The 14,196-nt window shown below is 34.6% G+C and carries 12 protein-coding genes; 8 read left to right on the forward strand and 4 right to left on the reverse strand.

Annotation, left to right across the window (positions count from 1 at the left end; all coding sequences use genetic code 11):
• Positions 1–28 precede the first annotated feature (28 nt).
• The 5 genes from VB248_RS05575 (at position 29) to VB248_RS05595 (ending at position 4,451) form a co-directional block, all read left to right on the forward strand.
• The gene (locus VB248_RS05575; protein ID WP_323295754.1) at positions 29–985 is read left to right on the forward strand and encodes a hypothetical protein; all 957 of its coding nucleotides are present in this window, start codon (positions 29–31) and stop codon (positions 983–985) included.
• 319 nt (positions 986–1,304) lie between these two features.
• The gene (gene pnuC, locus VB248_RS05580) at positions 1,305–1,934 is read left to right on the forward strand and encodes a nicotinamide riboside transporter PnuC (protein ID WP_323295755.1); all 630 of its coding nucleotides are present in this window, start codon (positions 1,305–1,307) and stop codon (positions 1,932–1,934) included.
• On the forward strand, positions 1,927–2,919 hold the full coding sequence (locus VB248_RS05585; protein WP_323295756.1) for an AAA family ATPase: 993 nt from the start codon (positions 1,927–1,929) through the stop codon (positions 2,917–2,919). The genes pnuC and VB248_RS05585 overlap by 8 nt, the downstream gene beginning before the upstream one ends.
• Before the next feature lie 46 nt (positions 2,920–2,965).
• Entirely contained in the window at positions 2,966–3,421 is a 456-nt protein-coding gene (locus tag VB248_RS05590) for a DUF1801 domain-containing protein (RefSeq protein WP_323295757.1), read from the forward strand.
• The gene (locus tag VB248_RS05595) at positions 3,414–4,451 is read left to right on the forward strand and encodes a winged helix DNA-binding domain-containing protein (protein WP_323295758.1); all 1,038 of its coding nucleotides are present in this window, start codon (positions 3,414–3,416) and stop codon (positions 4,449–4,451) included. The genes VB248_RS05590 and VB248_RS05595 overlap by 8 nt, the downstream gene beginning before the upstream one ends.
• Before the next feature lie 148 nt (positions 4,452–4,599).
• Here the strand turns inward: VB248_RS05595 and VB248_RS05600 are convergent, their stop codons facing one another.
• On the reverse strand, positions 4,600–5,805 hold the full coding sequence (locus VB248_RS05600) for a WD40 repeat domain-containing protein (RefSeq protein WP_323295759.1): 1,206 nt from the start codon (positions 5,803–5,805) through the stop codon (positions 4,600–4,602).
• 211 nt (positions 5,806–6,016) lie between these two features.
• Here VB248_RS05600 and VB248_RS05605 point away from each other — a divergent pair, with 211 nt between their 5' ends.
• The 3 genes from VB248_RS05605 to VB248_RS05615 all read left to right on the forward strand — a co-directional run bounded on the left by VB248_RS05605 (position 6,017) and on the right by VB248_RS05615 (position 9,369).
• Entirely contained in the window at positions 6,017–7,270 is a 1,254-nt protein-coding gene (locus tag VB248_RS05605) for a serine hydrolase domain-containing protein (protein WP_323295760.1), read from the forward strand.
• Complete coding sequence (locus VB248_RS05610; RefSeq protein WP_323295761.1) at positions 7,263–8,306, forward strand: LacI family DNA-binding transcriptional regulator; 1,044 nt, start codon at positions 7,263–7,265, stop codon at positions 8,304–8,306. The genes VB248_RS05605 and VB248_RS05610 overlap by 8 nt, the downstream gene beginning before the upstream one ends.
• A 91-nt stretch (positions 8,307–8,397) precedes the next feature.
• The gene (locus VB248_RS05615; protein ID WP_323295762.1) at positions 8,398–9,369 is read left to right on the forward strand and encodes an aldo/keto reductase; all 972 of its coding nucleotides are present in this window, start codon (positions 8,398–8,400) and stop codon (positions 9,367–9,369) included.
• Positions 9,370–9,440: 71 nt separating this feature from the next.
• Here the strand turns inward: VB248_RS05615 and VB248_RS05620 are convergent, their stop codons facing one another.
• The 3 genes from VB248_RS05620 to VB248_RS05630 form a co-directional block, all read right to left on the reverse strand.
• Positions 9,441–9,656 (reverse strand): heavy-metal-associated domain-containing protein, encoded by a 216-nt coding sequence (locus tag VB248_RS05620; RefSeq protein WP_323295763.1) that lies wholly within the window; start codon positions 9,654–9,656, stop codon positions 9,441–9,443.
• Between the two features lie 89 nt (positions 9,657–9,745).
• Entirely contained in the window at positions 9,746–11,986 is a 2,241-nt protein-coding gene (locus VB248_RS05625; RefSeq protein ID WP_323295764.1) for a heavy metal translocating P-type ATPase, read from the reverse strand.
• 135 nt (positions 11,987–12,121) lie between these two features.
• Positions 12,122–14,167 carry a M48 family metallopeptidase gene (locus VB248_RS05630; protein ID WP_323295765.1) on the reverse strand — a complete coding sequence of 682 codons (2,046 nt, stop codon included), beginning with the start codon at positions 14,165–14,167 and terminating at the stop codon, positions 12,122–12,124.
• Between the last annotated feature and the right edge of the window lie 29 nt (positions 14,168–14,196).

Below are 14,196 nucleotides of genomic sequence, written 5' to 3' on the forward strand. Positions count from 1 at the left end.
ATATTTAGCAAAATTTAATAAGACCGAAATGAACAGACAGACACTTATAACTTTGACTTTATTACTTTTAGGGCAATTGGGATTTGCTCAGAAACAATTAATTGAATTAGATATACACAGCAAAAAAGTTGGTTATTTCATAAAGCTTGAACAAAAATTAGGCAGCAAAAAATTCAATACCGACCAAACCTATCTTGAAGGAGGAAAGGTTGCTCAACCAGAAATTTTCAGAAGAACTGAAAAAAATATTCCTGATTTATTGGTGTACTATACATATTTCGAAAAGGATTCGACGATTTCTAAGATTTTGTACGAATGGGATGTCAGCAACTTCGATAAAAAGGATAATAACAAAAAGCCAATCGAATTTGAAAAGAATTTAATTACAAAATATAATCAGATAGTAAACTTTGTTTCTGCAAAGTATGGGAAAAGTAAATCTGAGGGTAATCTAAATGAATTAAATTTAATCAATGATAGGAAAGGACTTAACCGAAAAGATACTTGGCAGCCGAATGATAGTTTAGAAATTTTCTCTTATGTAACTATTTCAAATTATTATAAAAAAGACAATTTCATGACTGTAAATCCGACACACAAAATTAGAGTTTATGTAAATAATGTGAAAAAAGAGAAACCTCTTGAATTAAATGCAAGTCAAGTTAAGTCTTTGGATGCAACGTTTAGTAGTTTTTTGACACTTTTGGCAGCCGATAATTTTGAAGAAACTAAAAAATTATTCTCTTCAATTATTGCAAATACCGTAACAAATGAGGTATTAAAGCAAGTCAAGGACAACATTAAGATTGACAAGAAATTAGAGTTATTTAAGAATGGCATGCAATTATTACAAGATGGTAATAGCTATCCACTACTTCAATATAAATACTCAGACGACCCAAGTTTCCCATCGAAAGAATATATACTGGTATTGTTTGACAGTGAAAATAAAATATTGGATTTAAGACCAATGAAGCAACGATAAAATACGTTCGTTATTCAATTCATTAATGAAGGTCTAAACAAAAGTAAAACGATAGGATATTGACAATCAAGAATAAAGTGGAAATGCAGTAGGTAAACAGCCACATTTGCATTATTCAATTGTAACAATGATTCCCTATTTTTGGCGAATAGATGGTGAAAAACAAGGGTGGAAAAAAATGTTTTTCTTAAACCCGATTGATTATTTAAATGATGCTTTGGACTCGCATTTATAAAGGCAAAATGTAAAGGGAGTCTGTTCGCTATTCAAAGTATTTTGTCTTCAAATAATAATTCAAGACCTTGGCTATTTCTTTTCTATGACATTTTTTGACATTCACAATATTGCTTTTGAAATCATCGGCTACCCTATTAGCTATGTTGAACTCATTGGTACTTTATTTGGCTTATTATCCGTCTTTTTTGCTTCAAAAGCCAATATACTTACTTGGGCTACTGGCATTATCAATGAGCTATTTTTGTTTATCTTATTCTTCCAAGTACAGCTTTATGCAGATATGTTTCTACAAGTTTATTTCTTTGTAGTTACCATTTATGGTTGGTATCACTGGCAACAAAATCCTCAAGAAAACAGTATCTCTTCCACGACTTTTAAAGCTAAACTTTGGATGCTTGGTTTAATCGCTGTCGGGACGGTTTTGACGGGTTATATCTTTGCTCATATTCACTTAATTTTTCCTGACTATTTTAAAATCGCAAGCTCATTTCCTTATATTGATTCATTTGTGATGGTATTAAGTATTATAGCCACAATTTTACTTGCCAGAAAAAAAATAGAGACTTGGTACTTGTGGATTTTAGTGGATGTCGTTTGTGTTTTCTTATTTTTCAAAAAAGACATAGTATTTTTAGCTTTAGAGTATTTGGTTTTTGGAGGGTTAGCCACTTATGGATTGTTGAATTGGAAAAAACAAATAAACAATGGTTAAAGCATTTGTATTTGGCAAGTTCTTACCTTTTCACAAAGGACACGAAGCAATGATAAACTTTGCTTTAACAAAATGTGATTTTCTGACAGTATTAATATGTTGTAGTGATAAAGAAAAGATTCCTGCTACAACAAGACAAGCCTGGATTGAAAACACATTTGAAGGAATTGAAAACATTGAAATTAAAAGCTATAACTATTTAGAAAGTGAACTACCCAATACATCCGTATCCTCGCAAGAAGTATCAAAAGTATGGTCAGAAAAATTTATGAGGTTTTTTCCAGACTATCAATTGGTAATCACGTCCGAAGAGTACGGTAATTATGTCGCTTCATTCATGGGTATTACTCACCTTGCTTTTGATATTCCCAAACAATTATTTCCTGTTTCGGCTACTGCCGTTCGTCAAGACCTTATGACAAACTGGAAGTTTTTACCAGATAGCGTAAAGCCAGATTTTGCCATCAAAGTAGTCATATTAGGTACTGAAAGTACTGGCAAAAGTACTTTGTCTGAACAACTTGCGGAGTATTTTAATGGTAGTTTAGTAAAAGAAGTGGGTAGAGAAATAATTGCTGATTCAAAGTCATTTGAGTTTGAAGATTTACTGATAGTTGCCTCCGAACACGCTAAACAAATTGATAAAGCGGTTATTGGAGCAAATCCACTTGTAATTATCGACACAGATATTCATATCACAAAATCATATTCACATTTTATTTTTAATAGAGAGCTTGAAATTGACGACAAGATTTACCATACGAATAAAGCCAATTTATATCTCTATTTGAATAAGGATGTTGAATATGTACAAGATGGAACACGCTTGAGTGAAAATGACAGAAATCAATTGGACATATCGCATCGAACAACTTTGTTGAAACATCAAATTGAATTCATAGAAATAACAGGAAATTGGGAAGAGCGATTTGAAAAAGCTGTCCAAATAATCAATAAACTTCTTATGGGTTTAAAGCGTAAATAGGGTCTGATAGCTTTGAGACATAACGATAAAAGTATAAAACAATACTATGGATAAGTTAAATAGTGGTGTAAGTCAATTCCTTGATGAAATGAATCATCCTTTAAGAGTAGAAATAGACTTTTTAAGAAATTTGATTCACAGTGCCAATGAGGCTTTAGTAGAAAACATCAAATGGAACGGTCCAAATTATTGTTTTAATCAAGAAGATAGAATTACGATGAAAATTCAGCCTCCTAAAAATATTCAGTTAATATTTCATCGTGGAGCAAAAAAGCTTGAACAACCCAAAGAAAAGTTAATACAAGAAAAAGGACGACTTTTGATTTGGAAAGAAAACGACAGAGCAATAGCCACTTTTAAAAATATGGCAGACATCAAAGACATAGAAGCAGATTTGATAGACATCATAATCAAATGGATTGAGGCTACTAAGCAAATGATAGCTTGTTTTAGTTTATTTTTGGGAAGAAGTATTAAAGATTTGAGCATCATCAATGGATAGAGAAGTAATCATAAAGTTACGTTTGTCAAATCAAGGTTTATCAGCTAATTCTTTTGAAAAACCAGAAGAAGTGGTGGCTCATTTTGGGGCAATGCAGGCACAGGACTATGGCATGGCTCTTTGGGCGGTAGCTTTGCGGATGAAAAACCCCAACAAAAATCAAATCGAAAACTGTATTGGTACTGGCGAAATTATCAGAACGCATATTTTACGACCGACTTGGCATTTGGTTCATCAAAAGGATATTCGTTGGATGATGGAACTTACCGCAACCAATGTTAAAAAAGCTGCTCAGTATATTGATAAAAAAGAAGGCTTGACGGATGAGCTATTTTTGAAAGTATGGAAAATTCTTGAACCACAGTTTATTGAGTATGATAATCTTACGAAAGAAACTATTGTGTCATGCTTGTCGAAGGCAGATATTGAGGTCAATAACTTATTGGCGACTCAAATTATTATGCGGGCCGAACTCTCAATGCTTTTATGCAATGGTGTCAAAAAAGGAACTTATACCTTTTTTGAAAAAAGAGTAGCAACCAGTGATAAACTATCAAAATCAGAAGCTATTGCCAGACTAACGCAAGTATATTTTCAGTCCCGTGGGCCAGCAACATTAAAAGATTTTGCTTGGTGGAGTGGTTTGAGTATAAGTGATGCGAAAATTGGTATTGCTGAATTAGGGAATAATCTTAAAAGTTTTCAATTAGATGCCCTGAAATATTTTTATTTTGAGCCAAAGAATATTCTTACTGAAAAAAATACTTCTGCCCTATTACCTTGTTATGATGAATATACCGTTGCTTATTCTGAAAGTCGGAACTTGGTTTTGCCCGAAAATGCTGATAGTGCTGCAACAGGAAATGGCATTTTTAAACCGATAATATTATCCGAAAACGAAATCATAGGTATTTGGAGAAAAATTAAAAAAAGCCCTTTTGTAGAGATGCAGGCTTTTACAGACAAGGGCATAATGTCCTCAAAGAATATCCAAGACAGCATTAAGTCCTTTAATAATTTCAATCAATAAAATATAATAAGAACTGTATTGAACATCCATCTAACATAGATAAGTATGTGTTTAGTATTAATCGTGTAGGAAAGGACAAGATTTTTTCCCAAAAGCATAGTTCCGTAGAAACGAAAATGTATCGCTCCTACAGAATATTTTAACACTACTATCGCACAAACATTGAGGTTAGTTCAGCAGGACTTGTTCCATTTGTTAGCTCAATAGCTACGCCATTTTTCCAATATTTAGCTATATTTCCTTCTAAACCAGCCACATAAACATCTGAACCGAAAAGAAAAATAGCATTTGCGATGGCAGGTTTTGTTCCGTCTGTCAATGGATATGAAGTACCATTTTTCCAGTACTTAGCTACATTTCCGTCATAACCTGCTACATAAACGTCATTATCTTTTACTTTTATTGATGTAGCCACTGCATTTTGCGAACCATCTGAAAGGACAACAGCAGTACCATTTTTCCAATATTTTGCCACAGGTTTATTAGCTTTATATTCACTTCCTGCAATGTAAATGTCATTCCCAGCAATGTCTATCGAAATCCCTGCTGAAAACTGAGAACGAGTAGAAACAAAAGTTCCAATGCCATTTTTCCATAACTTTATATTACTTATCCCTCCCAAATTGTCATAACCAGTTACATAAACATCATTGTCTTTTACATAAATGGCATGAGGTATTGACATTAAATTACTGTCTTCAAGCACAACAAGTGTTCCGTTTTTCCAATATCTTGCCCTAACATTTTCATAACCAGCTATATAAACATCATTATTATTAGTGACAAAAATACTGGTAGCTCTTCCGCCATATTCTCTCTTAGTAAGTGTAGATAAAGTCGAATTTTTCCAATAAACGGCGGTTTCATCTTGATAACCAGCTACGTAAATATCATTATCTTTTACAAAAATAGCATGAGGTCTTGCATCTGAATTTCCTCTTGTAAGTGCAACTTCTTTCCCATTTTTCCAATACTTTACAATTCCGTTGGAGTAATTTTGTTCATAACCCGCTACAAAAATATCTGGTTCATAAATAAGTGTTCCAGCCTCAACACGTCCTTGTGTGGTTTTAATCACAACGTTGGCTTTGGTTGTTCCAACGGCTGGAACGCTTACACTCAAACTTGTAGCAGAAGCTTTGAAAACAGTCGCATTTACATTGTTGATAGTAACGGTATTATTACTTGCGGTAGGGTCGAAATTCGTACCATTAATCAATAAAGTATCCGCAAAATGAATCGTAGAACGAGATAAACTGCTTACACTTGGAGCTGTGGAAATAGGTTCTGAGTTTTGTTTGCTACAAGCTACAAGCATAGAAAGTAAAAGCACAGAGGTGATTGTTTTTTTCATTGATATATGTGTTTAAATGTAAATTCTTCAAAAAGGTGAATCAAAAGCAAATTAATAGATAATCTGAATTAATCGGAAATCAAGCTAATTAATTTGCTAAATAGGTGTTCTGGCTAATATTTAAAACAATCTTTCTATCTTTAGTGAATCTTTTTCATCCTCAGAAAGCTGAAAATCTTGTAAAACTGCTTTTATATTATTTTTTATCAATATGGCTAAAAAAATCTTTACTTCACTCCTACTATTATTGCTCGGTTTTGTTGAAGCGTTGGCTCAAAATACATTGGCTAAAAGTACTTTAATCGCTGAAATTGATTCGATTTTACAGACGCAAATCGACCAAGAAAAAATCCCCGGAGCGGTAATTTTAATCAAAAAAGGAAAGGAAGAAATTTATAAAAATGCCTTTGGTTATGCCCAAAAGAAGAATTTTGAACAACAAAATTTAGCCGTTCCTGAAAAAACTACCGTAAAACATTTATACGATATTGCATCTTTGACCAAAGTGGTCGGTACTACTACCTCTATCATGCTCTTGGTTGACAAAGGTTTATTAAAAGTAGATGAACCCGTTGGTAAATACATTCCTGCATTCAATAGTCCCGACAAAGCCATTATTACCATTCGCCATTTATTGACGCATACTTCTGGACTTTATGAGTGGTATCCTTTGTACTATCGTTGTAAAAACCGACAAGAAACTTTTAAACTGATTGGAGAGCTACCTTTGGCTTTTCCCGTTGGAAGTGGCAGACATTATAGCGATTTGGGTTTTACTATTTTGGGACAACTCATTGAAAAAGTATCAGGGAAAAGTTTAGAAAATTTTATGGCTGAAAATATTTTTAAACCTTTGAAAATGAATCATACAATGTACAATCCTTTGAAAAATGGTTTTACCAAAAATATCGCCGCTACTTCACATGGAAATCCTTATGAAAAACGCATGGTAACAGACTCTACTTTAGGAATGCGTAGAAAAGAAATCGACCCAAACAGTTGGAACGGCTGGCGAAATTATACTTTACGTGGCGAAGTAAATGACGGCAACGCTTGGTACGCCAACGAAGGTGTTTCGGGTGCAGCAGGTTTATTTTCGACGGTTGAAGATTTACAAAAATTAGTGGATGTATTGAAACACAAAGGAAAAGCTGGGAAAAAGCAATTTATCAGTGAAAGTACTATTCAATTATTTTTAACAAAAGATCAATACAAAAATGGTTTAGGCTGGATGATGGAAGCCAGTAATTCGTTTATGAAAAATGCCAAAGAAGGTACTTTTGGACATACAGGTTTTACGGGAACAAGTATCACCGTAATGCCCGATAGCGACCTTTCTATTATTTTATTGATTAATCGTCAAAATATGGGTTTATTAGAAAACAAGACCTATTATAACGTCAATAAAATCAGAGAATTAGTATTCAATGCAGTGGTGAAATACAACGCTTCTGCTATTGATTAAATCGTTTTTAGAGGAACAACATTTGAAAAATACAATTACGATACAAACAATTGCCAAAGCCTTACAAGTTTCAGTAAGTACTGTTTCAAAAGCTTTGAACGATAGCCATGAAATTAGTCAGGAAACAAAAGACAAAATTTTGGCTTATGCTCGTGAATATGATTATTCGCCGAACCCTTATGCCAGTGGTTTAAGGAGTAAAAAAAGTAAAACGATTGGCGTAGTGATTCCAGAAGTTGGCAATAGTTTTTTTGCGGCAGTCATTAAAGGCATTGAATCGGTGGCTCGCAAAAAGGGCTATCACGTATTGATTTATCTTTCAAATGAAAGTTTTGAAAAAGAATTAATGATTCTGAACGAATTTCAAGCAGGAAGAGTAGATGGCATTTTAATTTCTTTAGCTTTAGAAACCGATACTTTTGAGCATATCGAAAAGCTCCTTGAAAAAAATATTCCAACTGTTTTTTTTGATAGAATTCCGCACGCCATCGAAGCGACCAAAGTAGTGACCAACGATTTTGAATTAGGTTATCGTGCTACGAAACATTTGATTCAACAAGGTTGTCGAAAAATAGCGTATTTACTCTACCGTCATCACCAAGCCATGAGTAACCAGCGTTTAGAAGGTTTTATCAAAGCTTTGGAAGAAACAGCATTACCTTTTTCAGAAGAAAATTTGATTGACTACCAGAATGCAAATGACAAAAACAGACTCAAAAATGCTCTATCACTTCATGCTTTTGATGGAATCGTCATTTCTACAGAAGAACTCGTTACGCCTTTGTACGCCATTTGTAAACAATTGAAAATCAATATTCCAGCACAATTAAAAGTATTATCTTTTTGTGATTTTCCATTAGCAACCGTATTAACGCCTACCCTTACGACTATCAAACATCCAGCCTTCCAAATGGGCGAAACGTCAGCGATTAGTCTTTTCAAAAAAATTGAAAAACCAAGACAAAATACTCATCCAGAAACCCTTGTTTTAGCTTCTGAAATTATAGAAAGAGAATCTACCGAAAGGACTTTTTAACGAAATCGTTTTCGTAAATAATTCTCTGATTCATGGACAATCCTATCTAAAAATACTTCAAATTTGAGCTTAAATCAAAAACAACAAAACCATGAATTATAGAAAATTTGGAAGAACCGGCTGGGAAGTAAGCGAAATCGGTTATGGAATGTGGGGAATGGCAGAATGGACTGGCTCGGAAGAAAAAGAAATCCACGAAGCACTCGACAAAGCCATTGAATTAGGTTGTAATTTTTTTGATACCGCATGGGCCTACGGAAGTGGCTTGAGTGAAGAAATCTTGAGTAAAGTACTCAAAAGACATCAGCAACAAAAATTATATGTAGCTACCAAAATTCCACCCAAAAATAGAACTTGGCCTTCAAAGCCCCATTTTACTTTAGACGAAGTATTTCCTGCCGATTATATTATTGAATATACCGACAAAAGTTTAAAAAACTTGGGTGTAGAAACCATTGATTTACAGCAATTTCACGTTTGGGAAGATGCTTGGGCAAATCATGATGAGTGGAAAGAAGCCATCAGTAAATTGACACAAGCAGGAAAAGTAAAAGCTTGGGGAGTAAGTGTAAACCGTTGGGAACCCGACAATTGTTTGGAAACTTTGAAAACGGATTTGATAGATTCAGTACAAGTAATTTACAATATTTTCGACCAGTCGCCAGAAGATAATCTTTTGCCCTATTGTCGTGAAAAAGACATTGCCGTAATTGCCAGAGTACCTTTTGATGAAGGAACGCTTACGGGAACATTAACAAAAGACACCGTATTTGCAGCAAACGATTGGCGTTCAACGTATTTTGTGCCAGAAAATTTACATTCAAGCGTAGAACACGCAGATGCCCTTCGCCCATTGATTCCTGCTGGAATGACGATGGCAGAAATGGCATTAAGATTTATTTTGGCAAATCCAGACATCGCTACAACAATTCCGGGCATGAGAAGAATTCGCAACGTAGCCTCAAACATGGGCGTAAGCGACGGACAAACACTTAATGCTGAATTATTAAAAGAACTAAAAGGACACCGCTGGGACAGACAGCCGACTAAATGGAGTCAGTAGGGATTTAGGGGATTAACTACATAAAAGCCAGTCTGTATATTCAATATGAAACAGACTGGCTTTTATATCAATTAATTCACTTCCTCAATCTTAAACCCAGCCTTTTGTACTGCTTCGATTACTTCTGTGGACGTAAGTTCTTCTTCGCCTGAAACGCTTAGGATTTTATCGGCATTATTGATGTCCACTTGCCAGTTTTCGATATTTTCTACTTGGTTCAAGAATGGTTTTACTTTTGCAATGCAATTGTTGCAATTGATATTGGTTTTGAATGATAACTTTTCCATTTTTAATTGTGATTGAGTGAATTCGTGAGTTGTGAATGAGTGTTGTATTTGATAATTCACTCATTTACAACTCACGAATTCGCAATTGATTAATTTCTATATTTTAAACGAATACTATTACTTACTACTGAAACTGAGCTGAGTGCCATCGCTGCTCCTGCAATCATTGGATTCAACAAAAAGCCATTGAAAGGATACAACACACCCGCCGCCAAAGGAATTCCGATAAGATTATAAATAAAGGCCCAAAATAAATTCTGACGTATGGTAGAAACCGTCTGTCGAGAAAGCTTCAAGGCTTGAGGAATTTTTAATAAATCCGAAGAAATTAAAGTCATTTTGGCTACGTCCATCGCAATATCCGAACCTTTTCCCATCGCAATACTGATGTCAGCTTGTGCCAAAGCTTGTGAATCATTGATGCCGTCGCCCACCATCGCTACTACTTTTCCTTCTTTTTGTAATTGCTTGATAAATTCAGCTTTATCATTGGGCATCAAACTCGCTTTTACATTTTTGATACCGACTTCATCTGCTACTTTTTGAGCGGTCAAAATATTATCGCCTGTTAGCATAAATACTTCAATTCCTGCTTCTTGCAATTCTTGAACGGCAATTTTAGAAGTACTTTTGATTTTATCCGTGATGGCTATTATCGCTAATATTTCTTTTTCATTGGCAAAAACCACCACAGTTTTTCCTTGTTTTTCTAACGAAAAAATCGCTTCGCTATCAAGATTAGGAGTGATACTTTCAATCCATTTTGGACTGCCAACAAAATAGTTCAGACCTTCAAAATTTGCTCTAATACCTTTTCCAACTACATTTTCAAAAGTATTAATGGTCAAAGATTTTACGTCTTCGGCTTTTAAATGTTGAGTAACAGCTTCTGCCAAAGGATGACTTGAAAGACTTTCTAAAGACAGTAAAATACTTTTGTAGGTCTCGTTTTCGGGTTTGTTCAACCAAATTAAATCACTAACAGAAGGTTTTCCTTCGGTAATCGTACCCGTTTTGTCTAAAATAATGGCGTTTACGTTGCGGGCAATTTCCAAGCTTTCAGCATCTTTTATCAAAATTCCATTTTCAGCCCCTTTGCCAACACCAACCATAATTGCCGTAGGCGTAGCCAAACCCAAAGCACAGGGACAAGCAATCACCAATACAGAAACAGAAGTTAATAAAGCGTGAGTCAAAGCATTTTCTCCTCCGAAAATCATCCAAATAATAAAAGTAAGTACCGCAATGATGATGACGATTGGCACAAAAATACTGGCAATTTTATCAACTAATTTTTGTACTGGTGCTTTACTTCCTTGTGCTTCTTGCACTAACTGAATAATCTGAGCCAGAAAAGTTTCGTCGCCTACTTTTTCAGCAATAAATTTAAAACTCCCTTGCTGATTTACTGTGCCAGAAAATACTTTTGAACCTTTAGTTTTCTCCACAGGAAGCGGTTCGCCACTCATCATACTTTCATCGACAAAAGAATTTCCTGATAAAACTTTACCATCCACAGGAATTTTATCCCCCGGACGAATCAAAATTCTGTCGCTTACTTGTACTTCGGCAATGGGTATTTCCTTCTCTTCGCCATTTTCAATTACCCAAACGGTTTTAGGTTGTAAACCCATCAATTTTTTGATGGCTGTTGAAGTATTAGTTTTGGCATTTTCTTCTAACAGTTTTCCCAACATGATAAAAACAATTACCACGGCGGCAGCTTCAAAATACACATGAGCGTGTAAACCTCGGTGATGCCAAAATTCTGGGAAAAGTGTATTGTATAAACTAAAAATAAAGGCGATTCCTGTACTTAAAGCCACCAAAGTATCCATATTGGCAGTACCTGCACGAGTTTGTTTGAGAGCATTCACAAAGAATTGTCGCCCGAACCAAAGTAAAACTGGCGTGGTTAGGGCCAATTCTATCCAATTGGCGTAAGGCATTTCCATGAAAAACATTCCGATAATTACTACAGGAATTGTTAGAATGGTGGCCCAAATTAGGTTTTGTTTGAGTTTTTGATATTGATTTTCTTTTAGAATTGCTTGCTGTTCTTTGGCTTTTTCGGGTGTTCCTAAAATAAGACCGTAGCCGATTTGTTGTAATTTTTCCTGTAAAAATTCTGGAGAAGTAAGGCTGGTATCAAATTGAATTTTAGCAGATTCATTCGCAAAATTGACAGCACATTCCAATACACCATTTTGTTTATCAAGAATGGTTTGAACACTACTTGCACAAGCGGCACAAGTCATTCCTGTTACGGGAACAATCAGTGTTTTGATTTGAGCTTGATTTTCTACTTTACTTTCCATTTTTTGTGTCATATTTTGATAACACAAAATTAGCGTGAAGGATTGGCTTGAGGCTTATATAATTATTGGAGAATTTTATATAATTGGAAAGGCGAAGTCCTATCTTTTGAATAAGACTCCGCCTTTCTTACGAGTTGGAAACTCGTGCTACTGTTTTGTGATTTTTACTTTGAAGTCTAAAAGCTCTTTTTTGCTTTCAAAGAATTTTCTTCCGATGATGTAATTGTACTGGTGAATACTCGTCATCATAACATTTAATGATTCATTGTCATAATCAGGTCTTGAAAAATATACAAATACTTTTGCTAAATATTTATTCAAATGTTCTCGGATTTCATCTGTAATTACCGACTGATACCTTTCATCGTTCAAGAGTTTATTGATTTGCTCTTTAAAAGGTTTTTCTAATTCATAAATTGTATTGATGTTTTGTTCGATAACCTCAAAAGGCGTGTTGTAATTAATAAAGGCAGTGGCATTCATCATTTTTACATAGATTTCAAATTGCTCATCGTAACTTTTATCTATTTCATCGTAAGCTTTGTATTGGTTGAGGTACTCGGTTTCCAAGCCTTTACTTTGTGCCAATTGTAAGAAATACTGAAAAATCGCTTTGTCATTTACTTCAATTTCTTTTTTCAAACGTGCCAATTCTGTTTCTAAAACAGGAATTAATTCATCGCATTGTTTGGGAGAATACTTTACGCCATCGTAGTCAAAAGATTTTATCGTTAAATCTCCATTCTTTATCTGTGTGATGGTCTGAATATCTCTTTCTATGGCTATCGAAGTATAAACCATATCAACAGCATTATCGCTGTACAAGTCATTGAATGTTAAATCGGTGGTACTTTCAAAGGAATCTTTGTCGAAATAAAACGGATTTTTATTGTCGTAATAACAGTTGAAAATGGTATCGAAAGTATTGGCTCTGTAATTTTTGGTATAAGTTTCGATAAATTCTTCTGTCTTTTCGTCTTTTACTTCTTCGTTATAAGTAACCTGTGCAAACAGATTATCCGTTACTTTTTGTTGGACGACATCAATGTTTTTGAACAAGACAATGGCTTTGTCTGTTTTGTTTTCTTTTACACTGATATTCAATTTTTGAAGTGCCGCAACTCTATCTTCCGTATTCGGGTGCGAAGCCCATTGATTAGTAATCACCAATTTAGTTTTGTTATAGCGATTATAATTTGAAAGATTTACTTGCGGAAGGTTATTGACATTGGGCAACTTATTTTCGCTTGCCAGAAAATTCATCACAAATTGGTGTTGCGGAAAAATATTAGAAGGCTTAACCGCTTCACTAATTTTATCACTATAATAATTAATGACTGTTTTGTAAGATTCGTCGGCTAAATCTAAACGTAAGAGCGAAGTAATCAGTGGCTCAGAACCAGCCACATTAGCAGCTACTTCGTCGGCATGAAATTCCATTTCTCTGGATAAACTCATGTAACTGATATTCACGATGTCGTAAATCTTTCTTAAAACCCATTGGATGCCTTGAATAATTCTTAATGAAAGTCCCACAAAAAAAGCAATGTAACTATGAACACTTGCGATACTGTTTGCTTTTGATTCAAAAGAATCATTCTCATAAAGTAAATTGTAAATAACTTGATTTACATTATACACGTAGCTCCCAACTTTCATTGACCTTTGTGAAAAGTGTCCGAATTCGTGGGCTAAAATGGCTTCAAACTCGCTCACAGAAACGGCATTTACCAAAGCAACCCCGATTTGCAGGTTTTTCTTAATTGGTAAAAACATACTCAGAAAGCTTGAATCATAAAATACCGAAGCATTTACTTCGGCAGACAGATAAATCTTTTTCGGGAAATCGGTCTTTACTTCTCCAACAATTTTCTGGATAAAAGCAAAAAGCTGAGGCTCTTGCGTAGCCGTGATTTCGATAAGATGTGAACGGTCAACTACGTTCTTTTTGAAGATAAATTTTCCTAAGAAAAAAAGTACTAAAATGCCCATTGCAAGCAAACCTACTCCAACCAAAACGGTTAGTAGAGTCGGTTTTAACATGATAATCGCAAAACCTCCATAAGCACAAATAATGGTGAAAATGACGGCTAAAAAGATGAGGGCGAGGTAAGTAACAATAAATAGACAAATAGATAAAATTGCCTTGATAGTCATTTTCTTGAATGACTCTGAGACGGTGATGGCTTGCATAGAGTATTGGAGGAAATGTATAAGTAGAT

The sequence above is a fragment of the Arcicella rigui genome, from assembly GCF_034929435.1.
Taxonomy (GTDB): Bacteria; Bacteroidota; Bacteroidia; order Cytophagales; family Spirosomataceae; genus Arcicella; species Arcicella rigui.